Annotated in this window: 26 protein-coding genes and 1 riboswitch; of the genes, 15 read left to right on the top strand and 11 right to left on the bottom strand. The window is 57.9% G+C overall.

Annotated elements, in window-relative coordinates:
• Window positions 1-34: 34 nt before the first annotated feature.
• Entirely contained in the window at window positions 35-880 is an 846-nt protein-coding gene (locus HOJ95_04685) for a hypothetical protein (protein MBT6393979.1), read from the bottom strand.
• Window positions 881-1,126: 246 nt separating this feature from the next.
• Between HOJ95_04685 and HOJ95_04680 the strand changes: the two genes are divergently transcribed.
• A complete protein-coding gene (locus HOJ95_04680; GenBank protein ID MBT6393978.1) occupies window positions 1,127-2,161 on the top strand; it encodes an SGNH/GDSL hydrolase family protein in 1,035 nt (344 codons plus the stop codon).
• Window positions 2,162-2,235: 74 nt separating this feature from the next.
• On the opposite strand, the gene acs is transcribed toward HOJ95_04680, so the two are convergent.
• The 7 genes from acs to HOJ95_04645 form a co-directional block, all read right to left on the bottom strand.
• The gene (gene acs, locus HOJ95_04675) at window positions 2,236-4,179 is read right to left on the bottom strand and encodes an acetate--CoA ligase (protein MBT6393977.1); all 1,944 of its coding nucleotides are present in this window, start codon (window positions 4,177-4,179) and stop codon (window positions 2,236-2,238) included.
• A 173-nt stretch (window positions 4,180-4,352) separates the two neighbouring features.
• Complete coding sequence (gene thiE, locus HOJ95_04670; GenBank protein ID MBT6393976.1) at window positions 4,353-4,982, bottom strand: thiamine phosphate synthase; 630 nt, start codon at window positions 4,980-4,982, stop codon at window positions 4,353-4,355.
• A 22-nt stretch (window positions 4,983-5,004) separates the two neighbouring features.
• Window positions 5,005-5,778 (bottom strand): thiazole synthase, encoded by a 774-nt coding sequence (locus tag HOJ95_04665; GenBank protein MBT6393975.1) that lies wholly within the window; start codon window positions 5,776-5,778, stop codon window positions 5,005-5,007.
• A gap of 34 nt (window positions 5,779-5,812) precedes the next feature.
• Entirely contained in the window at window positions 5,813-6,013 is a 201-nt protein-coding gene (thiS, locus tag HOJ95_04660) for a sulfur carrier protein ThiS (GenBank protein MBT6393974.1), read from the bottom strand.
• Between the two features lie 80 nt (window positions 6,014-6,093).
• Window positions 6,094-6,194, bottom strand: a riboswitch (TPP riboswitch).
• 69 nt (window positions 6,195-6,263) lie between these two features.
• The gene (locus tag HOJ95_04655; protein ID MBT6393973.1) at window positions 6,264-7,268 is read right to left on the bottom strand and encodes a Gfo/Idh/MocA family oxidoreductase; all 1,005 of its coding nucleotides are present in this window, start codon (window positions 7,266-7,268) and stop codon (window positions 6,264-6,266) included.
• 66 nt (window positions 7,269-7,334) lie between these two features.
• Window positions 7,335-7,652 carry a peroxidase gene (locus HOJ95_04650; GenBank protein ID MBT6393972.1) on the bottom strand — a complete coding sequence of 106 codons (318 nt, stop codon included), beginning with the start codon at window positions 7,650-7,652 and terminating at the stop codon, window positions 7,335-7,337.
• Between the two features lie 30 nt (window positions 7,653-7,682).
• Complete coding sequence (locus HOJ95_04645; GenBank protein MBT6393971.1) at window positions 7,683-7,919, bottom strand: hypothetical protein; 237 nt, start codon at window positions 7,917-7,919, stop codon at window positions 7,683-7,685.
• A gap of 174 nt (window positions 7,920-8,093) precedes the next feature.
• Between HOJ95_04645 and HOJ95_04640 the strand changes: the two genes are divergently transcribed.
• From HOJ95_04640 to bioA, 7 genes are all read left to right on the top strand, one after another.
• Window positions 8,094-9,194, top strand: coding sequence for a Zn-dependent alcohol dehydrogenase (locus HOJ95_04640; protein MBT6393970.1), 1,101 nt, complete (start codon window positions 8,094-8,096; stop codon window positions 9,192-9,194).
• Window positions 9,195-9,255: 61 nt separating this feature from the next.
• Window positions 9,256-10,110, top strand: coding sequence for a hypothetical protein (locus HOJ95_04635; GenBank protein ID MBT6393969.1), 855 nt, complete (start codon window positions 9,256-9,258; stop codon window positions 10,108-10,110).
• The gene (gene dctP / locus HOJ95_04630; GenBank protein MBT6393968.1) at window positions 10,110-11,150 is read left to right on the top strand and encodes a TRAP transporter substrate-binding protein DctP; all 1,041 of its coding nucleotides are present in this window, start codon (window positions 10,110-10,112) and stop codon (window positions 11,148-11,150) included. Before HOJ95_04635 ends, dctP begins: the two co-directional genes overlap by 1 nt.
• Window positions 11,151-11,159: 9 nt before the next feature.
• Complete coding sequence (locus HOJ95_04625; GenBank protein MBT6393967.1) at window positions 11,160-11,693, top strand: TRAP transporter small permease; 534 nt, start codon at window positions 11,160-11,162, stop codon at window positions 11,691-11,693.
• Window positions 11,690-12,967 carry a TRAP transporter large permease subunit gene (locus tag HOJ95_04620; protein ID MBT6393966.1) on the top strand — a complete coding sequence of 426 codons (1,278 nt, stop codon included), beginning with the start codon at window positions 11,690-11,692 and terminating at the stop codon, window positions 12,965-12,967. Before HOJ95_04625 ends, HOJ95_04620 begins: the two co-directional genes overlap by 4 nt.
• Window positions 12,968-13,086: 119 nt before the next feature.
• Window positions 13,087-13,866: a methyltransferase domain-containing protein gene (locus HOJ95_04615; protein MBT6393965.1), complete on the top strand. Its 780-nt coding sequence runs from the start codon at window positions 13,087-13,089 to the stop codon at window positions 13,864-13,866.
• Window positions 13,829-15,271: an adenosylmethionine--8-amino-7-oxononanoate transaminase gene (gene bioA / locus HOJ95_04610; GenBank protein MBT6393964.1), complete on the top strand. Its 1,443-nt coding sequence runs from the start codon at window positions 13,829-13,831 to the stop codon at window positions 15,269-15,271. Before HOJ95_04615 ends, bioA begins: the two co-directional genes overlap by 38 nt.
• On the opposite strand, the gene HOJ95_04605 is transcribed toward bioA, so the two are convergent.
• A complete protein-coding gene (locus HOJ95_04605; protein MBT6393963.1) occupies window positions 15,268-16,020 on the bottom strand; it encodes a GerMN domain-containing protein in 753 nt (250 codons plus the stop codon). The two genes, bioA and HOJ95_04605, sit on opposite strands and share 4 nt — an antisense overlap.
• 1 nt (window position 16,021) lies before the next feature.
• Entirely contained in the window at window positions 16,022-16,897 is an 876-nt protein-coding gene (locus tag HOJ95_04600) for an N-acetylmuramoyl-L-alanine amidase (protein MBT6393962.1), read from the bottom strand.
• Window positions 16,898-17,067: 170 nt separating this feature from the next.
• Between HOJ95_04600 and HOJ95_04595 the strand changes: the two genes are divergently transcribed.
• Window positions 17,068-17,526, top strand: a complete 459-nt coding sequence (locus HOJ95_04595; protein MBT6393961.1) for a hypothetical protein — start codon at window positions 17,068-17,070, stop codon at window positions 17,524-17,526.
• Entirely contained in the window at window positions 17,495-17,812 is a 318-nt protein-coding gene (locus HOJ95_04590) for a DUF2007 domain-containing protein (protein ID MBT6393960.1), read from the top strand. Before HOJ95_04595 ends, HOJ95_04590 begins: the two co-directional genes overlap by 32 nt.
• 28 nt (window positions 17,813-17,840) lie before the next feature.
• On the opposite strand, the gene HOJ95_04585 is transcribed toward HOJ95_04590, so the two are convergent.
• Window positions 17,841-18,443: a class I SAM-dependent methyltransferase gene (locus HOJ95_04585; GenBank protein ID MBT6393959.1), complete on the bottom strand. Its 603-nt coding sequence runs from the start codon at window positions 18,441-18,443 to the stop codon at window positions 17,841-17,843.
• A 130-nt stretch (window positions 18,444-18,573) separates the two neighbouring features.
• Here HOJ95_04585 and HOJ95_04580 point away from each other — a divergent pair, with 130 nt between their 5' ends.
• From HOJ95_04580 to HOJ95_04560, 5 genes are all read left to right on the top strand, one after another.
• Window positions 18,574-19,641 (top strand): Gfo/Idh/MocA family oxidoreductase, encoded by a 1,068-nt coding sequence (locus HOJ95_04580; GenBank protein ID MBT6393958.1) that lies wholly within the window; start codon window positions 18,574-18,576, stop codon window positions 19,639-19,641.
• A 148-nt stretch (window positions 19,642-19,789) separates the two neighbouring features.
• On the top strand, window positions 19,790-20,203 hold the full coding sequence (locus HOJ95_04575) for a cupin domain-containing protein (protein MBT6393957.1): 414 nt from the start codon (window positions 19,790-19,792) through the stop codon (window positions 20,201-20,203).
• A gap of 10 nt (window positions 20,204-20,213) precedes the next feature.
• Window positions 20,214-20,543 carry a hypothetical protein gene (locus tag HOJ95_04570; GenBank protein ID MBT6393956.1) on the top strand — a complete coding sequence of 110 codons (330 nt, stop codon included), beginning with the start codon at window positions 20,214-20,216 and terminating at the stop codon, window positions 20,541-20,543.
• Between the two features lie 313 nt (window positions 20,544-20,856).
• Complete coding sequence (locus HOJ95_04565) at window positions 20,857-21,336, top strand: cytochrome C oxidase subunit II (GenBank protein MBT6393955.1); 480 nt, start codon at window positions 20,857-20,859, stop codon at window positions 21,334-21,336.
• A 22-nt stretch (window positions 21,337-21,358) separates the two neighbouring features.
• Window positions 21,359-22,736, top strand: a 1,378-nt coding sequence (locus HOJ95_04560) for a cytochrome C oxidase subunit I (protein ID MBT6393954.1), incomplete at its 3' end; no start/stop codon positions are given.

Here is a 22,736-nt window from a genome sequence, read left to right as displayed (position 1 = left end):
CCGGTTGCCGCCAAAAATATTATCGGGCCTAAATTCAGCTAACCAGTATTTTTCGCTCAAACTCAATGATGGGCGAGCCGACCCCGACGATGCCCTCGTAGCTAAGCACCTTTGTCGAAGGCTTGGGCCCCAAGGCACCTAGCAACATATAAAGCCCATGCAGACCGCCCGCCTCAAGCTCTCCACCGGCAATTTCAGTGTCCGTGTAACTGAAAATATCCTCGGGGCATCCCTTGGTGACAGTATCGAGAAGCTTTCGGTCCCACACCTCACCGTCTGGCCAAAGCGCGTCCGGGCTATCGAAAACGAAATGATGGGAAAGTGTTCCGCTCGCTATAAACACCGCGCGACGACCGATGCGCTCTATCTCACGCTCGATAACTTCCCCCCATTTGCGACTCCGCTCATGGGAACCCTCCTCGTTCGAGATAAGCACGACAGGAAAACGCCCCTCGGGATTTAAATACATGATCGGCACGATAGAGCCATGATCGAGGGCCTCTGGCTCGGACTCGAACTGAACGTCAAGACCCGCCTCCTTGCCCGCGTCAAAAAGACACCCGGCCAGTTCCGTATCGCCGGGAAAATCGTAGGGCACCGGGGGTAGATCCCGGCGATGCTCTGGCGGTAAAACTTCATTAATGTGAGGAAGAAATGTATCAAGCGTGCCTTTATACCGAGGTGCACCGCCGATGCGGTATTTGCCCAGTATCGGCCAGTGGGGCGATGCGACGATCATGACGTCGGGGGCGAATTTGGCCACCTGATCGCGTACCTGCCTATAGGCCGAGGTGGTCAGGGCGTGATGTCCCTCCTCTAATTCACCCGCGACCATTATCCATGGATGGGGCACCATGAAACCGAGTTCCACACCGGACATCGAAAATCCCTCCCGTAGAAAATTAATTCCGAATAGGAAGCACCCAAATCCTGGCCATTTCAAGACTTAAAAGTCCTTTATATTACTAAAATCTTAGTTCTGCAATATTATGTAGAGCGCTTCCACCGTCATGCCAGATATTAGGTTCTCTGCCAGACTCACGTATTCGATGGCTTATACGCCTCCCTTCCGGCTCCAAAATTGACTATATTGATGCTTATGAGCAGGGAATCGGGAAGGAAAAAGATGAGCGGGGGAAAATACGCGCTATTCGCCGTGTTGGTGGTCATAATCTCCACCGCAGCATTGCTCGCCACATTCTTGGCAGGCGATCTGTACTTTCACTACAAGCTTCAAGCGAAGGGCATGTACAACATTTGGGGCTATCGGGGGTCATCAGTCGGGCCGAAAAAGAAAGGTGAATTTCGAATCGCTGTCCTCGGTGGAAGCTCAGCGCTCGGCTACGGAACACCTTTGGGTCACTCATTTCCGGCCAATCTTGAGCGGGCATTCAACAAAAATCCCCGGAGAAAGGGAGGTCCCGAATCCTACAAAATCGTCAACCTTGCCTGGAACAATGAGGGAGCGCATTCCTATATCCATACCCTCAAAGACTACACCTATCTGGACTACGATGCCGTGATCATCTACACGGGCTACAATGACCTCGGAGGCAAAAACCTCGCTGTCTTCAGGCACAAATCTCCCATTTTCCGGTTGACGGGCTATTTACCCCTTCTACCAACGATGATGCTAGACAAAGCCAAAACCCTCCAGTTCGGACTCGGAATCGGCGAAATTAATCTCGGGAAGAGGCGAACCAACTTTACACCAAGCGTCATGGACCAAACCAAAGCTACCGCTCTGAATATAGGGGGGCAAATCGCTCTCTCGCTAGAAGAGCAACTCGGAGGACTAACTAATCCAGGCCAAATTAAGATAATGGCAGGAGACACCGATTGCGGTGAGAGATGGACATTTTACTGCAGCGAAATCAAGCCAGCGCTACACTTCGCTCTTAATAATGGATTACCTGTCGCTATCGTCACCCAGCCATATATCTCCGACAAACATGTCGAGCAACAAAAAACTTTAGTCAACATGCTGAGGCGGCGCTATGGCGATAACCCCAGACTCCTTCACATCAACCTTGGGCGGGCGGTGGACCTCAAAGACCGAAAATTGTCCTTCGACGGCATGCACCTCACATCCCGAGGCAACGAAATCATTTCGAAAAATCTTATCGCTCCGCTGACCCGTTTTTTTGCGCGAGCAAGCTAGTGACACTCCATAGTTCCAAAAAAAAGAGGCGACCCTTGAGAGGATCGCCTCTTTTCCAGATTCGCTAAAAAACTTTACCCGTCTTGATATTGCTGAAGGCTCTGAAGAACAGAAACGTCCTCAAGCGTGGTGGTGTCGCCCACCTGATCGGCTCCCGAGGCGATATCGCGCAAAAGGCGCCGCATGATCTTACCGCTCCGCGTCTTGGGGAGCGCCCCCGTGAAGCGCATGTAGTCGGGACGGGCAATCGCACCTATCTGCTTGACCACCCACTGGCCCAACTCTTTTTCGAGAGCCGGGTTCTTTTTGTTCTCCCCCTTCATGGTGACAAAGGCAGCGATGCTCTCGCCCTTGATCTCGTGCGGAACGCCAACGCATGCGGCCTCGGCCACATCCGGGTGCGCCACGAGAGCGCTTTCGACCTCCATCGTGCCAAGGCGGTGGCCCGCAATGTTAATCACGTCATCCACCCGGCCCATTATCCAGATGTAGCCATCCTTGTCCCTGCGGGCGCCGTCTCCGGTGAAGTAGCAGCCCTTCACGTCACTCCAGTATGTCTTGCGGTAGCGTTTGTCATCGCCCCAAATCGTTCTCAACATCGAGGGCCATGGTTTCTTGATGACGAGTAGCCCACCCCCCTCGGGGCCAACCGATTTTCCGTCCGGTGTCACCACATCGGGAACGACACCAAAGAACGGCAGTGTTGCCGTGCCCGGCTTGGTGGGCGTCGCACCCGGCAATGGGGTGAGCATGATTGCACCCGTCTCGGTCTGCCACCAGGTATCAACGATAGGGCATTTTTTATTTCCAATTACGGTGTGGTACCACATCCAGGCCTCGGGATTGATGGGCTCGCCCACCGTGCCAAGAAGGCGCAGGGATGAAAGATCGCAGCTTTTCGGATGCTCATCGCCCCACTTCATAAATGCTCGGATGGCCGTCGGCGCGGTGTAGAAGATATTGACCTTGTACTTTTCGACAATCTCCCAGAAGCGGCCGGGGCCCGGGTGATTGGGCGCCCCCTCGTACATGACAGAGGTCGCACCGTTTAATAGCGGGCCATAGACGATGTAGCTGTGTCCGGTCACCCATCCGATGTCCGCCGTACACCAATATGTGTCCTCATCTTTCAGGTCAAAAACATATTTTGAGGTCAGATAGGTGCCGCACATATAGCCGCCCGTGGTGTGGACGATGCCCTTTGGCTTTCCTGTCGTGCCGCTCGTGTAGAGGATGTAGAGCGGGTGCTCGCTATCAAGCTTTGCAGCCGGACAATCGCTCGAAGCATTTTCCATCAGGTCATGCCACCAGTGGTCGCGGCCCTTTTTCATCGGAACATCGGTGCCAGTCCGCTTCAGGACGATGACGTGCTTAACCGACGGGCAATCCTCAATCGCCTCATCAGTGCTCGCCTTGAGCGGGACCACATTTCCGCGACGCCAGCCGCCGTCGGCGGTGAGCACGGCAGTCGCCTGGGCGTCCTGAATGCGATCTTTAAGCGAGATGGCGCTGAAGCCGGCGAAGACAACGCTATGCGGTGCACCAATCCGGGCGCAGGCGAGCATAGCGATTGCCGCCTCGGGCGTCTGGGGCATGTAAATGAGAACCCGGTCGCCCTTCTTGATGCCCACATTTTTCATCGAATTGGCGAACTTGCACACCTCGCGGTGGAGTTCCTGGTAGGTAAGGGTGCGTGATTCACCCGGCTCCCCTTCCCAAATAATAGCCGCCTTGTTTTTGCGCCAAGTGGTGAGATGGCGGTCCAGGCAGTTGTAGGAGATGTTCGTCGTCCCGCCCACGAACCATTTGGCGTGGGGCTCCTTCCACTCAAGAACCTTCGTCCATTTTTTGAACCAATGGAACTCGTTCGCCACCTTGCCCCAGAATTTCGCCGGAGACTTGACCGACTCGTTATACATTTTCCGGTAGGCGGCCATGGACTTGATGTGTGCGTTTTTTGAAAATTCTTTATGGGGCTTGAAAACCCGGTTTTCGACCAAAAGGGTATCGAACTTCATGGAATCGACCATATGGTATGTTCCCCCGATCTAGGAATGAATAAGCAATGCGGTGAATCTCGATGCTGGAGCGATCCTATTAATTCACCACTCCCGAACTTCTCTACTCTAAATATACAGTCAATGAGCTTCTTGTCACTTCTTTAACCGGAATATTGAGGCAACCGGGGCACTTACCCAAAATTCACACCGAGCGCTCTGATAATTTCGTCGGCGGCACGCGCAGGGTCGGGAGCGCCAAGAATGGCGCCTATCAGTGCGACCCCGTGGGCCCCTGCCTCGATGCAGGCGGCAGCATTACGGGCGGAAACCCCGCCAAGCGCATAGACGGGTCCGCCGCAGGCCTGAACGTCAAAGCGAAATCCCTCAAGGCCTAAAATTGGGCCCGATGCCGCTTTGCTCGTTGGCGGAAAAACCGGACTCAGCGTGACAAAATCAGCCCCCGCCGCGAAGGCCTCTGCCGCCTCGCCTCCGCTGTGAGCCGAATAACCGATAAGGCCGCTATAGGTGGCGCGGACCTCACCAACAGGCAAGCTAGATTTTCCAAGATGAACGCCCGCCGCTCCAAGTTCATCTGCCAGCGCTGGATCGCCATTGACGATAATCCGCGCGCCTAACGCCCTGGCCAGCGCCATCACCTCGCGGCCCAGCGCCAGCCGCTTGGGTGCAGGCAAATCTTTTTCCCGAAACTGAACAAGACGCACCCCGCCCTCAAGCGCGCTTTTGAGCGCCGCCAGCAAATCCCCCGAAGGGGGCGCATTCCTGTCAGTGATGAGATAGAGGGAATCGAGAGCGCCGCTCACAGGGCCCGCCTTTCCCCGGCGTCTATGAGCCGACCACGCCCTCAAGCGGGCTTGAGGCCGTCGCGTAGAGTTTCATCGGAATCCGGCCCGCCTCGTAGGCCAACCGCCCCGCCTCGATGCCAAGGCGCATCGCCCGTGCCATTTTTACCGGATCGTCAGCTCCCGCAATGGCCGTCTGCATAAGCACCGCCGTCGAGCCAAGCTCTAGCGCCACAGCAGCGTCCGAGGCCGTACCCACACCGGCATCGACAACCACGGGGATTGAAATTTGCTCCATGATGATCTTGAGATTATAGGGATTTCGAATGCCCATCCCTGAGCCAATTGGCGCCGCCAGTGGCATAACCGCGTGGCAGCCCATATCTTCTAGTTTTTTGCAGACAATCGGGTCATCGATGCAATAGGGAAGAACGATAAAACCATCGTCGAGCAGAATCTTGCACGCCTCAAGCAAACCCTCGTTGTCGGGAAACAGCGTTTTGTCATCGCCGATGACCTCGACCTTCACAAAATCCGAGCCCGTCGCCTCCCGGCCGAGCCGCGCCGTCGTCACCGCGCTCTTCACGTCGAAACATCCTGCCGTGTTCGGCAGGATGGTGCAGCGCTCCTTGTCGAAATTCGCCCAGAAACCGTCCTTGGTATCGTCGTTCAGATCCGTGCGCCGGATGGCAACGGTGACAATCTCGGCCCCGCTCGCCTCGATGGCATCGCGCATGACGTGAAAACTCGGATATTTCCCAGACCCCACCCAGAGGCGGGAGGTGAACGTTTTGCCCCCAATTTCGTAGCTACTCATGATTCCCCTCTCCTTCTCGCGACGCTGGCTGGCTCTAGCCGCCACCCACGGCGCGCACAATTTCGATTTCATCGCCCTCGGAAAATTTTGTCGCGGCGTAATCACCGCGGCGGACGATGTCCATGTTAACGGCAACGGCGAGCCCGCTCACATCGAGGCCGAGTTCATCAAGAAGCGCAGCTACCGTGCTCCCCGCCTCGACCTCCCTCGCCTCGCCGTTCACCTGTATTTGCATTCCAGTGCCCTTAAATCAAAACAAAAAAACCGCTGTCCCCCAGGGGGAAGCGGCTCTAAATGCCGGAAAAAACTCTTTCCGAACTTTCAGCCCCGCTTCCCTTCGCTGGAATTACCCAGATCAGGTTCTAAGGGTTGCCTCAGGTCTCAAGGCTCTCAGATACCCACCCCTAGCAGGTCCTACTGCCCATCGATAATTACCCCTCCGGCCTCGGGTGTCAATCGGGGGGAAAGGGGCTTAAAAGGCTGCCCTACAAGCTCCCTGGCTCAACGGGCCGACCCTCCTCGGCCGAGAGGACAATGGCTTCCATAACCGCGACGGCTGCCATACCCACCTCGCCCGAAACTTCAGACTCTCTACCCTCAAGAATGGCGCCCGCAAAATCGTCCATCTGCTCGGCGAGAGAAATAGCCAGTTGCTCATCGGCATCCGGCATCGGCAATTTCTCGAAGGTGTCCGCATCTTTTCGCTTAATCGAGCACTCGCCCCCGTCCACGTCGAGATAGATGACGCCCTCGGTGCCGTGGGCCTGAAAGTAATTTCTGTCGGGGGTAATCATCGTCCCGCCCAGGTAGCCGAGCGCCCCGCTCTCGAATTCAAGCACCGCCGTCATCACGTCGTCCGGCACGGCCGGGCCGTTGAGCTTGCTCACGAAAGCTGATACTCGCCGCACGGGTCCAACAAGATGGTTCATGGAATCTATCTGATGGATGGAAAAACTCGCCAGTGGTCCCCCCGGGCTCTCGACCCGCGAATTCCGCCAGAGACCCTCGATGCGATAGCTCTGGGGTCTGGTCTGGTTGGCCTCGACCAGGGCGACCTCGCCAATCGCCCCCGAGCGAATAAGTTCCTCAGCCTTCCGGTAGCGGGGGCTGCGCCGGGTGTTCTGACCCACGGCCAATACGACGCCCGCCTCTTTGGCTGCCTCGATCATTTCCCTGCATTCGGCGGCAGAGAGCGCCATCGGTTTCTCGACAATGATGTGCTTGCCAGCGCGGGCCGCCTCAATAGCCAGGGGCTTGTGAAGGCTGTTCGGTGTGGTGAGCACTACCGCATCGATATTCTCATCAGCCAGAATCGTCTCCCAGGATTTGGCCGGGATGCCGCCAAAGTTCTCGGCAAACGCATCCATTTTCTCAGGCGATCGCGACAGGCCGGCGGCCACCTCGGCCCGGCTGCTTTTGCTGGCACCCGCAGCGACCATGCCTGACCACCTGCCCAGCCCGACGAACGCCATTCTCACTTTATCGCTCATGGTTCTCCCTTACCTTATTAATGCGTTCTTTATATCCGTGTGTGCTTTGGGTGAATGCGACCGTGATTAAACGAGCCCCTCGATCATGGTGGCACGGGCCTCAGGGTTATCCGCGAATTTTGTATCCTCAAGCTCGACCCCGAGGGCATTCGCCACCCGGGCGATGTAATTTCGGTAAGCCGAAACAGTGGCAATTTCCAGTATCGCCACATCGTCAAAGCCATGAGACCGCAAATTCTCGACATCCGCCTCGGTTACGGTCCAGGGGGCAAGCGTGATTTTCTCGGCGTACTCAAGCATCGCCACCTCCTCGGGAGCAATGTCGGCCTCTCTGAAATCCTCCTTCAAATCCAGTGCGTCCTGCGTCGCGTCGCCCTCGCTCACCTCACGGAGAAACTCTCCGTGCGAGACCGTTCAGTACTTACACTTGATCATCGAGGAAATCGCCACCGCCAATATTTCCTCGCGCCGCCGACCAAGGCTGGTGGCGCCGAAAGTCACGGCACGGGAAAAATCGCGATACGCCTGCAGCAGCGGGGGCTTGATGCTGTATATCTTCTGGATATTTCCTACGCGTCCCCCCATCTTGTCGTAGTACGCCTTGAGCTCGCCCTCGGCATCACCCTCGTCAATTGTTTTGATAAAAGGCATTTTGAACCCCTTTGGAATTGAACCACCAGCCCGCCTGGGCCAGCCGTGTATGGAAGTGCAACGGAGCCGTTTTTCAGGTAATAATGAGAAACATACTTCTATATCGGCGCCGAAACAAGAAAAGCCGCCGAATTCGAGAGCCCCTCACCTGGCTTGGCTAATAAGGAGCCCGCCATGAAAGCAGCCGTCTTCTATGAGCCGAACAAACCACTGGTCATCGAGGAGGTTGAGGTCTCGCCCCCAAAAGAGGGCGAGATACTGGTGAAAATGGCGGCGGCGGGCGTTTGCCACAGCGACCACCACGCGATGACGGGCGAGATGCCCATCACCACCCCGGTCATTTTGGGCCACGAGGGCGCGGGCGTCGTCGAGGAGGTGGGCCCCGGTGTCACCTCCCTCAAGCCGGGCGACCACATAGTGAGTGTCTGGCGCTACGCATGTGGAACCTGCGAATACTGCCTCATCGCCCGGCCCCAGCTATGCCCCACGAGCGCCATCATGCGCACGAACGCCAGCCTCTCGGACGGCACGAGGCGCTTTAAAATAGGCAACACCGAAATTGGCCACCATCTGGGGGTTTCGACCTTCGCCGAATACTCGGTGATGAGCGAGAAATCCGCACTCAAGATTCGCGACGACATGCCGCTAGACATGGCCGCCGTGGTCAGTTGCGCGGTGATCACCGGTGTCGGCGCGGTCATCAACGCAGCCCAGGCCCGGCCTGGCGAGAGTGTCGCCGTTTTCGGTGCTGGCGGCATCGGCCTCAACGCCATCCAGGGGGCCCTTCTTGCCGGAGCCGAGCCGATCATCGCGGTCGACATTATGCAAAACAAACTCGATATGGCGAAAAAGTTCGGGGCCACCCACTTCGTCAACGCCTCGGACGAAGACCCGGTCGAGCGCATCCGTGAAATAACCGGCGGCCAGGGGGCGCATCATGCCATCGAGGCCATCGGCAACACCGAGGTGACGACACAATGCTTCAACGCCGTCCGGCGCGGGGGAACGGCGGTGATGATTGGCATCACCAGCCCCACCTCCACCGCCGCGATACCGACCCTGGACCTCGTCACCCAGGAAAAGCGGCTTGTCGGCTCGCTCTACGGCTCCTCGGTGCCGCGCCAGATGGTGCCGCGACTGATTGAGCTCTATATGGCGGGTAAGCTCAACCTCGATGATTTGCTCACGCGCTCGTATCCACTCGATCAAATCAACGAGGCCTATGACGCGCTCCTCCGGGGCGAAGTGGCTCGAAGCGTTATCGCCTACGATTGAGGAAACAAAAACAGAACACCTTTGCCCCGCAACACACCGCCCTGTGGCATAATCTGATCCGATGAAACGCGCGGCTAAACATTTCTCGATTCTTGCGGCGCTCGTGCTGATGCTAGGCGGGTGCTCCCTCAAAGAGGTGGTGGTCCGATCCTCGGCCACACTTCTGGACGACTTAATGGGCGCCCTGAGCGCCGAGTCCGACCCTGACCATGCCCGCGAGGCGGCCGCCACGCTCCTCGTCATGCTCGAGGGCTACATCCGCGCCGACCCGGACAACCCTGGTCTTCGCCGCGCCGCCGCCCAGGCCTACGGTAGTTTTGCCTTCGGTTTCCTCGAAAACTCTGAGCCCGAACGCGCCAGGCGCCTTTTCAAGCGAGGCCGCGACCACGGGATGCGCATCCTGTTGCCGCGCCCCGGCCAAAAGAGAATTCCCTTCGAGGTGCTTCTCGAACATACCGGGCCAGAGGACCTTCCCCTTCTCTTCTGGACAGCCTACTGCTGGAGCGGATGGATCAACTTGAGCCGCCAGGACCCGGATGCGCTAGCCGATCTCCCTCGCGCCAGCGCGATGATGGAGCGCGTGCGCAAACTCGATTCGAAATATTTCTTCGGCGGCTCCGACCTATTCTTCGGCGTATATTATGCCAGCCGCTCGCCCCTTCTGGGCGGCAACCCCAAACGAGCGAAAACGCATTTCATTCGCGCCATCAAAGCCTCGGGCGGGCGCTTTTTAATGGCAAAGTTTCTTTATGCACGGCACTACGCCGTCCGGGTGCAAGACAAAAAACTGTTCATCAAGCTGCTCGATGAAATTGAATCGACGCACCCGGGCCTTTTGCCCGATCAGGCGCTAGCCAATTCGCTGGCCCGCCGCCGCGCAAAAGCGCTTCGCGCACAGGTTGAGGATTTGTTTTGATGCACCTTGGAAAATCAATATCTATAAAACCTTTTGCGCTACTCGCGGCTGTGCTGCTCGCGTTCATAACGCTTGCTGTGCCGCCACCGGTCCTTGCGGCGAAAAAACAGGTCATAAAATTCGCCAGCCTCGCCCCCGAGGGAACGACCTGGATGCGCATCATGCGCAAGCTGGACAAAGACATGCGTAAGGCCACGAAAAAGGCTGTGCGCTTTCGCATTTATCCGGGCGGGGTCTCGGGAAACGAGAAGGATGTTGTGCGCAAGCTGCGCATAGGCCAGCTCCACGCAGCCGGGTTCACCGGAGTGGGGCTGGGGGAGCTTCTGCCCGCTGCGCGTCTGTTTGAGCTGCCATTTTTCTTTCAAAGCTACGAGGAGGTGGACGCTGTCCACAAGGCGCTCGACCCCTGGTATGAAGCCGAATTCCGCAAAAAGGGTTGGGTTCTCCTGGGGTGGTCCGAAGTGGGTTTTGCCCATTTTTTCTCAAAAAATCCAATCGTCGCCAGCCGTGACCTCGCGGGGCAAAAGGTGTGGATGTGGGAGGGCGACCCCCTCGCACGGGCATATTTCAGTGCCATCGGCGTTCGGCCTATCCCACTGGCAGTAACAGACGTTCTCACATCGCTCCAGACAGGGCTTATCGACACTGTCTACATCAGCCCGCTCGGTGCGATTGCGCTCCAATGGTTCACCAAGGTGCGCTACATTTCCAAGGTACCGATGGCAAACGTCACCGGCGCCCTCATCATGAGCAAACGGCGATTCAAGCGCATGACGCCCGGCCAGCAAACGCTCCTGCTCGACAAGACGCGGGCCCGCATGATTGAGCTTCGCCGCCTCACCCGCTCCGAGAACGAGCGCGCGATCAAGGCGATGACAAAGCGCGGGCTCACCCTCTCGCCAAAGCCGGAGGCCTCCGAGCTTGCGGCGATGCAACGTTTGGGCGAAAAGGCGCGGGAAAAACTCGCAGGCACCCTCATTCCCCGCGAACTCATCGAACGCGCAGGGCGCGCCATCGCCAAAATGCGCGGCGGAAAGTAATTCTGAGCCGTGGAAGGCCGAAAATACTCATCAATTCGCGAGCGCTGGGAGTCGTTTGACGACACGCTGGCGGGATGGGAAGGCATCGCCCTCATCACCCTTCTCTTCGTCATGCTTATCACCGGGTTCATTCAGGTTGTTCTGCGCAACCTGTTTCACACCGGCATCCTCGGGGCCGACCTTCTTTTAAGACAAGGGCTTTTATGGCTTGGTCTGCTGGGCGCATCGCTCGCCGTACGCGGGGCCGGGCGCCACATTGAAATCGATATCGTCTCAAGGCTCATTTCGCCCCACTGGGCAAAACCCGCCAGGCGTCTGACCGACCTTTTCGCCGCCCTTGTCTGCGCACTGCTGGCGCGAGCCTCGCTACTTTTCCTCATAGGTGAATACGACGCGGGGAGCCGGATAGCGGGTGTTTTTCCGGCCTGGGTTTTTCAACTAATACTTCCGGTCGGATTCGCGGTCATGGCCGCTCGATTTTTGGGCGCCTCGCTGCTGGGCCGCCCAGATAAGACAGACGACAAAAGCGAGACGAAAAGTTGACCGCGCTCGGTGGCGTGGGCCTCGCCGCATTCGCGCTTCTTGGCGCGCCGCTTTTCACCGTCATCGCGGCGATCGCGCTCTGGGGTTTTTGGGAAGAGGAGATTAGCGCGGCCGCATTCATCATCGAGCTCTACCGCATGACCGACGCGCCGACCCTGCTGGCAATCCCCTTTTTCACATTCGCGGGCTTCCTCATGGCCGAGGCTGGGACACCGGGGCGACTCACCCGGCTGGCTCGTGCGGCACTGGGGTGGATGCCGGGCGGGCTCGCGCTGGTAACACTGGCAACCTGCGCCTTTTTCACCGCGTTCTCGGGCGCATCGGGGGCGACCATCGTTGCGCTGGGCGGGCTGCTCTTTGCCGCGCTCACTCAGGACGGCTACTCCGAGCGCTTCTCTCTGGGGCTGGTGACTACGGGCGGGGGGCTCGGCCTGCTCTTTCCGCCAAGTCTTCCGCTTATTCTCTACGGCGTCGTCGCCGGGGTGAATATCGATCATCTTTTCATCGCAGGGATCGTCCCGGGATTTCTCCTGATCCTGATCCTGTCGATCTATTGCATGAAAATCGCGAGCACCGAGGCGCCCCGGACCCCGTTTTCCCGTCCCGAGTTCTCGGCGGCGCTGAAAGAGGCAGGCTGGGAGCTTCCCCTTCCAGCGCTCATCCTCGGCGGAATTTATGGCGGGCTCTACACCCCGGCGGAGGCCTCGGTGGTGGCGGCGCTATATGTGCTCATCGTCGAGGTCTGGGTCTTCCACGATCTCGACCTGTGGGACGAGGTGCCCACCATCGCGAGAGAAAGCATGATCCTCGTCGGGGTGATCCTGGTGATCCTCGGCGCCTCGCTCGGGTTGACGAACTACCTGGTCGATCAGGAAGCGCCCCAGCGTATACTCGAGGCCGTCCGCTCCTTCTCGACGAGCCGCTACACCTTCCTCCTCGGCCTCAATCTTTTTCTCCTCGCCGTGGGCTGCATGATGGACATCTTCTCGGCAATCGTCGTCATCGTGCCCCTCATTGTTCCCATCGCAAAAGAATTCGGCATCCACCCCGTTCACCTGGGGATTATTTTTCTGGCCAACCTTGAGATCGGCTACATCACCCCACCCGTGGGGCTAAATCTCTTCATCGCGAGCAACCGCTTCGGCAAGCCTTTGAGCGAAATTTGGCGAACAACGCTGCCCTTCCTCATCCTCAGGCTCGGGGCGCTGGCGCTTATCACCTACTTCGCCTCCCTCAGCCTCGGGCCCCTCAGATGGTTAACGGGCACTCCCTAGCTCTGGGCCATGGTTGCAGGCACACTCCCCGGTTGAGGTGCGCGGGATTCGGCGATATTCTCCCGACACGCGTTACTTCCCAGACGACGCGGATTTACCCACCAATCATGGGATAAAAAATGACCGACGAGGCAGCCAAGCAGCGCGAAAAGGTACAGAAAATCTATAGCGGGGACTCAGACTACTACATCACGAGCACCCCCCACGCCAAGAGTAGCTCGCTCACCCGCGCGGCAGAAATTCTCCGGCCCGAGGGCGGGGTGCACCTCGATGTGGCGACCGGCGCGGGCCACACGGCCTACCAGATGGCGCCTAAGTGTGCGTGGGTAATTGCCTCCGATCTGACCTTGAGCATGCTTGAGTCCACACGAAAGAACGGAGCCGATAAGGGGATTACAAACACACGGCTTCTCTGCACCGATTCAGAGGGCATCGCACTCCAGGACGCCTCGGTGGATACGGTCTCGGTGCGTATCGCGCCGCACCACTTCTCGGATGTGCCCAAAGCCATTTCGGAGATGGGCCGCGTCTTAAAACCCGATGGCAGGCTCATATATATCGACAACATCGCTCCCGAGGAGCCTCCCGAGGCAAAGCGCTACAACGATTTTGAGGAGGTACGCGACCCGAGCCACAATCGGTGCGACTCGCTGCCCGCGCTGGTTGAGATGTTCGAGGATGCGGGCCTTAAAATTCTTTATACCGAGACCATTCGCAAGCGCATGGATTTTGAGGAGTGGGTGAACCGCCCGCATCTAGATGATGCCGCTCGTGACGATCTCAGGCGCTTTCTTGCCGAGCCCACGCCTGCAATACGCTACTGGATGAATCCCCGCACCGAGGAAGGCTTGCTCTACTTCGATGAGCTCGAAGGCGTCATCCTCGCCCAGCGTGCCTAGCAACATGACGAGACGCCCTTCTGAGGAGGATGAACAACGCCTCCGCCGCCTCGCCGAGAGCGACCATCGCCATCTGTGGCACCCCTTCACACCGATGGACGAGTGGGAACGAGAAGATCCGCCGCTCATCATCGAGCGCGGTGAGGGGGCCTATCTCATCGATGTCGAGGGCAAGCGCTATCTCGACGGGGTCTCGTCCCTCTGGGTAAACATCCACGGCCACCGGCGCGCCGAGATCGATGAGGCAATCCGCCATCAGCTCGACCGCATTGCCCACAGCACGATGCTCGGCATGGGCCAGGACAGCGCCATCGAACTGGCCGAAAAGCTCGCCGCCATCACCCCCCCCGGCCTCTCACGCGTTTTTTACTCAGACAGCGGCTCCACCGCCGTCGAGGTCGCCCTCAAGATAGCCTTTCAATATCAAAAACAAAAAACCCCGGCACGGCCCGAAAAATCTAAATTCATCGCGCTGAACAGGGCCTATCACGGCGACACGGTGGGCTCGGTGAGTGTGGGCGGCATCGAGCTTTTTCACGACATTTTTCGGCCCCTGCTTTTTGAAACCCTCCGGGCCGAGGCGCCCTACTGCTACCGTTGCCCGAGAGGAGCTGTGGACTCTCCTTGCCCGGTTTGCACGGGCGATGATATCGAGCAGCTGATCACAGAGCACGCAGATGAGGTTGCCGCCGTCATCGTCGAGCCGATGATCCAGGGCGCGGCGGGAATTATTCCCCAACCCAAGGGCTTTCTGAGACGGGTGCGGGAAGCCTGCACGCGGTCGGGGGTGCTTCTCATCGCGGATGAAGTGGCCACTGGCTTTGGCCGCACCGGGCGCATGTTCGCCTCAGAGCACGAAAACGTAGCGCCCGATATTCTCTGCCTCGCCAAAGGAATCACGGGGGGGTATCTACCGCTCGCCGCGACACTCACCACCGAGGAGATCTTTGATGCCTTCCGGGGAGCGCCCGCCGAGGGGAGGACTTTTTTTCACGGCCACTCCTATACCGGCAACCCGCTTGCCTGCGCCGCAGCCTTGGCAAATCTCTCGATATTCGAAAACGAGAAAACCCTCGACACGCTCGCACCCAAAATCATCCGCCTCTGGAAAGAGTTGGAACTACTCCGCCAGATTCCCGCCGTGGGCGATGTTCGAGGGCTAGGCTTCATGGCTGGTATCGAGCTTGTCGCAGATCGGGAAACAAAATCGCCCTACCCACCCGAGGCGCGAATGGGCCGGCAGGTGATTCTCGCCGCCAGACGGCGCGGGCTGGCAATTCGCCCGCTGGGAGATGTGCTGGTACTCATGCCGCCTTATTGCGTGAGCGAGGACGAGATTGCCTGGATGGCTGGAGTGGTGGGCGAGTCGATCCAGGAGGTGACGAAAAAACCTGAGTCTCCCTAGCGACCGCCCTGAGGTGCACCGACAGGGCCGATGGGTTTTTCCTGCTGAGAAGGAACCCCCACAGGAGAGACCGGCGCATCGGGAACACCCACCGGCGCAGGAGACGCAGCTGGGGCCGCAGGCTTTGTCTCGGCTTCAGTGGCAGTTTCAGTAATCGAGGCCTCAACGAGATCATCTCGGAACTTGAGCGGTCCGGCTATAGTGAGCGCCCCGGCGATAGTTTCGGCCTGCTGTCCCTCTATCAACAAGATGACTTTTTCATAAACTTTCCCAAAATTTGCGAGCACCGTATTCGCCACCGCCTGGGCGGTAAGAAGTTCACTCCATGCGCCACCAGGGTGATTTTCTCGGAATTTGCGGTCAAAATCGACATATAGGATCGAGCCGGGTCCCGGAAAGAGGGTGCGGATTTTCACCCCTGGCGGCACGACGGGAACGGCGGCGTCCTCTTCCCTGGGGCCCGCGACAAGGGTCTCAAGTGTGCGTCGCACCGAATTTATGGAGGTGCCGCCCTCCTCGACATCTCTCTCGACACGGAGAAGTTTATCGCTCCTCGGGCTCATATAAAAAATCACCTGCTTGACTGTCGGCGCCAGGGTAGGCGCCTTTTTCGGATCGCCAAATGTCGCCCGCCGACCCCGCTCCACTAAATCGCCAACATAGTCCAAGAGATAATTCTGGTAAAAGATCGACATCGCTACGCCGATGAGTAAGACGATGAGAATCCACCAGCGGCGGGAGCGGTTCATGTTAGTTCCCTCCGTCAGGTGGGCGGAAGGCGTTGCTTTCGTCGAGCGCCTCAGGCTCGGCTTTTTCTTTAACCGCCTCTGAGCCGGTTGGTTCGGCTGGTTCGGGCAGTTTTTCAGGCAGGCCCGCATAGCGAACGACTTCGGCCTCAATGGCGGCGATGTAGGGGCTTTTTTCATCCATCTCTCGAAGGCGGGCCTCCTCCTCGGGCGTCGAAATCACCCCAAGGCTGATGTAGACGGCCGGCATCCTGGCCCCCTCAAGCGAGCGCGGAAGTAGCGAGCGTATCGAGGGCTTCTCCCCGCCCCGAAGTTTTGCGAACCGCTTTTGAATCCCGCGAGCGAATCGACGGCTACCAGCCAGGTTAATGTTCTGGCCACGCTGCCACCTTAGGGCCAGGGCATCGTCCCCCTCACCCTCCACACGGGGCGGGCGCTGTGGTGCGGCGACTATGATTGAGGGATTACGTGCATCGGGCCGCCAGGAGGCATCGGCCTGAATCGAGAGCATGAGGGCCGAGCCGTTGTGATTCGCGATGGCCGCCCTTCGAACAGCACTAATCTCGGCGTCTGCCTCACGCGTGAGAACCACCTTGATCTCGGGACGACGGCCTAGCCGCTCGGCAAGTAGTTTAACTACCCGGAGGGTGACATCTTTTTCGAGAAGTGCACCGGATCCCCGGCTACCTGTATCGCGGCCACCATGGCCAGCATCAAGTGCGAGGATAAACGGCGAGGCGGCAGTGGGACCGGTTGCTTTAAGCGGGATCCCATTAGACTCAACCTTCAACCCATTTCCCGGCTGGGCATGCGCCGCCACTGAAACCGCGAGCGAGGCGGCGACGATGAAAATCGGGACATGAAATTGTTTTCGAATCATTTACTTTCACCTTCGGCGCAATCGGGACAGCTCCAAGGTAGCATTTCAATTACGTGCAAACCATCACTATTCCCGAAAACGGGGTTGCACCAATTTTCGCGTGGGGATACTTTGTAGTCTACCCGCCCAAATGAGATTATACGCCCCCCCATGAGGTGGAGTTTTCAGTTATGCGCCAATTCAAAAAATGGATAACCCTGTTGCCCTTGGTGCTACTCGTCCTCGTCGGAGGGTGCTCAACATTTGACGGCATTAACCCATTCGCCGACCAAAAACCACTCGACCCCAAGAAATTCCGGTTCGCCGATCTTCCGGTCCCCAATGGCCTGTCGCTGTCCTCCTCCGATTCTTTCATATTCGAGACACCGGGCACCCGTGCCGGAACACTCGTCTACACGGGCTTTAAAAACTACCACGATACCGTTGCCTTCTACCGAGAGAGAATGTCCGAGCACGGCTGGAAGCTCATCAACAGCATCGAAAGAGAAGAGGCTGCGCTAACGTTTGATAAGCCCGGCTGGACGGCCACCATTTTCGTCCGCTCGGCGCTTCTTCGAACACGCGTGACGATTAACCTAGGCCCCAAGGGAAAATCCATTGTGGAAGAAGATATTCCGGCTCGGAAATAATCTTGAGCCGCCCGCCTTACCCATCATAAAAACCGTGGGTGGGCAGGTCGAGGCGATCATCCTCAAAGGGCGGCTTGAGGCAGAGGACATACCAGTCCACCTCAGCTACGAATCCGCCAGTTCAATCTACGGATTTTCTTCAACAGGTCTCGGCAAGGTGGACATCATGGTGCCTAGGGACTTTGAGAGCGCCGCGAGAATCATCTTGGGACAAGAGGAAAGAGGTAACTCACCCACACCCGAAGGCTCGAGCCCACCCGGAGGCACAGGAAACGAGGCGGCTTAAAAATTATTCTTGCCGCCAAGTTATTCTCTTAGCTCTTTTTCCAGTAAACCCATAGCCCGTGCTCACGGGCGATGCGCACATCAGAGTTGATATTTGCCTTCTTCGCAATACTTTTCACATCTTCCTCGGAGAGCCTTTTTTTGTCGAGCTTGCTGTTCAGCTCACGGGCCTTAGGCAGAAGAGACTCGATTAGCTCATCGGGCGCGCCCGCGCCAAAGCCCCCGCCGTGGGCACCAACACCTCCCGGCTTTAGGACCCTGTTCATCTCTGCAAGAATTTTTTCTTGTTCATCCCAGAAGAACAAGCCACCCCGGAAGATCACCAGATCGAAGGTATCGGCATCAAAAAGCAGGCTGTACTTGTCGATGTTGAGAATTTCCACCCGCCGGCTCATTTTCACGTTGCGCACGCATTTCCGAAAGTAGGAAAGCGCCTCGTCGTTGTCGTCGCCACAGACAAAAGATAAATCAGGACATTTCTCGGCCAGCGCAAGCGTTACGCCTGGTCCGTAGGGGCCAATTTCGAGAACGCGACCCCCAGTGCCTCCAAATTGAGCCAACACCTCGTCCGCGACATAGGGATAAAAGGGAGTAAAATGTTCGTTCACTTCTTGTTCGAGCTTAAAAGCCATATTCCATCCTTGTGCGTTCGTTTATGGTGAATGTTGCGCCCGCCACCCTTGACACACAGCGGATGAACGCTATGTTATCCGTTTCGGAGACAAAAAAACACTCCCTCCCTTTCAAAATGAGAGACTTTTCATGTCGAACAAATCCATCGGCGTCGGAATCGTCGGCTTAGGCAAGTGGGCAGAAGTCATCGGACCCGGAATTCGGGACACCGAGGGCATCGATATCACTGCTTGCTACACACGCACGCAAGAGAACCGAGAGGATTTTGCCCGGCGCTATGGTTGCGAGCCAGTCGGAAGCTATGAGGACCTTCTCGCTCATCCCCGAGTCGATGCGGTGGCTATCCTCTCATCGACCACCGTTCATGGCGGACAGGCCTTTGCCGCCATCGATGCCGGGAAGCATCTGTTCATGGAAAAACCGATTACCCCGACTATCGCCGAGGGTGTGGAGATCGCCAAAAAAGTCGAGGAGGCCGGCCTAATAATGCAGATGGGCTACGAAACCCGTTGCATGGCGGGCGTCCGGCACATCAAGCGTTTGCTCGACGAGGGCCACCTGGGCCAGCCGGTAGCCTGCGAAGTGAACTGGTCACATGATCTGGGTATACGCCTGACGCCCGATGACTGGAACTATTACGCGGCCAATTGCCCGGGTGGGCCGCTCATGCAGCTCGGCATTCATCATGTCTTCAACGCCATGCTTCTTCTCGGCCCCATTAAAAAAGTAAAAGCCATCGGCGCCACCCGCCTGATCGACGCCGAGGTGCCCGACATTACCGGCGCGATATTAGAGCACACCTCCGGGGCGACGACATATCTGGGCTGCTACTATTTCTGCCCCCGAAGGTGGCACCTGAACCTCCTGGGCACCGAAGGCAACGCTATGCTTAACCTGCGCCTCCCCCAGGGCGATGTGAAGGATTACCTGATCAAGCTGCTCGACGCTGATTCGATCACCGATTTAAATATCCACTGGAAAGATCAGGCAGAGCCCGAGAGCGTCGATCTCACGCACGGGAATATGATCGTCGAGGAAATCAAGGAGTTCGTTAGCTGGGTGCGCGATGGCCGCCCCTCGGATGCCAATCCACGAGCGGGCGTCGAAACACTTGCTGTGATTCTCGCCGCCGTCGAGAGCATGGAAACGGGCAAGGCCGTCGAGATGGAGGCGTTTCTCGCCGCGAATGGCGCTTAAGCCTGAATAACCACTGAAATCCGAAATACACTTCTATTCTGGTCACGTATGGGAATCCGCGTGCGGCTGGGGTATTCTTTTTGCGTCAACTTTTATTGCCACACCTCCCATCGGCACTTATCCTTTTTTTCACAGGAGGAACGCAACCATGGCCTACCTTTTCCACCAAGACGAACTGCCCAAGTTGGTTTCTGTCACACCGGGACGCGAGCGCATCTTTTTCGTCAGCCAAGAGCTGGCGAACACCGATGCGATGCTGGCCGGAATCATCCGCTACAAAAAAGGGGCCGCCTCCCCCCTTCACTACCACGAGAATTGCGAGCATTTTTATTTCTTCCTAGAGGGCGAGGGCACCGTCGAAACCGACGAGGGCGTGACGCCCATCTCGCCGGGCACCCTCGTGTTCATCCCTGCAGAGGAAAAACATCGCCTCCGGGCCACCGCAGATTCCACCCATTTCGAATGCCAGGTGCCGAACCTGTTCAAGACGACCATTCTCGAGGGCACGGACGACGATCTGCGCTGGGAGAAAATCGACGGCAAAATCTGGGTCCAGAGCTAAGGAGAAAACCATGATTACTTTTATCGATACTGCGGCTTGCGAGCGAAAAAATTCAGAGCAAGGCGTGGCCGCCGAGGTGGTGAGTAAAGCTCTGTGCGGGGCCGAGCAAATGGCGGCCCATCTCCGCTGGCTGGGCGAGGGAGAGCGCTTCGAGGCAGAGCCGCTATCGGGCTCCCATCAACTGATTTACGTGATGGAAGGGAACGGCGTTGTCTCCCTTGAGGGAAAAAACTATGAGGTTGGCCCCGGAGCAGGCCTCTACCTCGGCCCCGGCGAAAGCGCAAGCCTCCAGGGAGCGGGTACCTTGAAAGCTTTCCATCTCATTGGGTCGCCGAAATAAAATACGGAATTTCAGAAGACACCGCTTGCTCCTGCGGCAAAGGCCAATCTTCTTTACGGCATGATCGCGCCTGAAACCTGAACGCGCCTCGCGGAAAAAAGAAAATTCTTTACTACCCATACGTAATACGTTAAGCTTGTTTTCAGCAATATCGGCCCTCCCGCAAGCATGAAATTTCACCTCTCCGACGGGAGAACTCCATGAGCAACTATGATTTCCCGAAGGGCGCGTTCGCGTTCATCGCCGTCTTCTTCGTCATCCTCGTCATTTTGTGGGCTCGGGCTTACCTGCAGCTCTGGGGAGGATGAGCATCATGAAAGACTCCAACTCCCCCTACAAACTCGAACTCATATGGATATTGCCAAGCATCGTCCTCCCGGTAGTGATGTTCGCTATTCTGCTCTACACCGCCTTCGGCCAGGGAGTCCATCTGCCATCGGAGGAGGGGCTGATCGATCCGGCGCGCATCGCGGCAACCGCGCCCTTCGATAAACTGGGCGTCCACCAGATAGGTCCCAAGAAATACCGCGTGCACATGATGGCCGGTATTTGGTTCTACGTCCCAAACCAGATCAAAGTCCCCAGGGGCTCGACCGTCGAGTTCATCGCCACAAGTAAGGATGTCGTTCACGGCCTCTACATCAAGGGGGCCAACGTGAACGCGATGCTCCTGCCGGGCCAGGTGACCCGCGTGACAACTCGCTTCGACAATCCCGGGGAATATCCCTTTATTTGTCACGAATACTGCGGCACCGCCCACCACACGATGTGGGGCAAGGTTGTCGTCGAGTAGCCAGCCAAGAAATCAGGGGGGAATGATGGCAGTCGCGACGGGAAACGATATCGAACAAGATCACCGGCTGACCGGGGCCTACCTTGCCGTGGCGCTCATCGCCCTGCTCGGCGGGGTCATCACCGGCCTGTTCCAAGCAATGAACTACGCTGGTCACGATGTCTACCCCAAGCTCTCACCCGTCATTCGCTCTTACTACCACGGGTTGAGCATCCACGGAGTCCTGAACGTTCTGGTGTGGACGACTTTCTTCAACTGCGGCTTCCTGCAGTTCATCACCGCCCGCTCGCTCGGCGCGCCGCTGGCCATCCGGGCGCTGGGCTGGCCGGTCTTCTGGCTCATGACGGGGGGGGTGGTTGTCACGGCCGTCCCGCTGATTCTCAACGAGGCGTCGGTGCTCTTCACGTTCTACCCGCCGATGCGGGCACACCCGGCCTTCTATATCGGCCTCACCCTGGTCGTGGTCAGCACCTGGCTCGTCGCCCTGAACATCGGGCGCAGCGTGGCCGACTGGAAAAAACGCAATCCTGGCGCGCGAACCCCGCTTCCCGCATTCATGTCGCTCGTCACCTTCGTCATGTGGTTCATCGCCTCGCTGGGCATCGCCTCCGAGATGCTCTTCATGATGATCCCCTGGTCGCTCGGCCTCGTCAGCGGAACAAACCCGCTGATGGCGCGAACGCTCTTTTGGTTCACGGGCCACCCCATCGTCTATTTCTGGCTCCTGCCCGCCTACGTGTCGTGGTACACCATCGTCCCCCGGCAGGCGGGGGGCCGGTTGTTCAGCGACCCGATGGCGCGGGCTTCGTTTCTCCTGTTCTTAATGCTATCGATACCGGTGGGCTTCCATCACCAGTTCACCGACCCCGGCATACACGAGGGCTGGAAGATTTTTCACGCCCTTCTCACTTTCGGAGTCTTCTTCCCGAGCCTGCTCACCTTCTTCAACGTTGTCGCCTCGCTCGAAAGCGGTGCCAAGGCGCGCGGGGGCTCGGGCTATTTCGCCTGGTTCCTTCGCCTTCCCTGGGGTGATCCCTCGCTGGCCGCCCAGTTGCTGGCGATGCTGATCTTCGTCTTCGGCGGCATCGGCGGGCTCATCAACGCCTCGATTTCGATGAACCTCATTGTCCACAACACGGCCTGGATCGTGGGCCACTTCCACCTCACCGTGGGTGCGGCGGTCACGCTCTCGTTCATGGGCATCACCTACTGGCTGGTGCCGATATTGAGCGGACGCGGGCTCTGGAGCCCGAAGCTTGCCCTCACCCAGGCCTGGCTCTGGTCCGGGGGTATGGTCGTCTTCTCGAACGCCCTCCACCGACTCGGCATGATGGGCATGCCCCGACGAACGATGATCGGCGCGGTCCCCTACATGCAACCCGAGTGGAAGGCCCCCCTTT

This window comes from Nitrospinaceae bacterium, from assembly GCA_018669005.1.
GTDB lineage: Bacteria > UBA8248 > UBA8248 > UBA8248 > UBA8248 > UBA8248.
The sequence above is the reverse complement of the archived record's forward strand: the minus strand, read 5'-3'. Positions and strand labels throughout refer to the sequence as shown.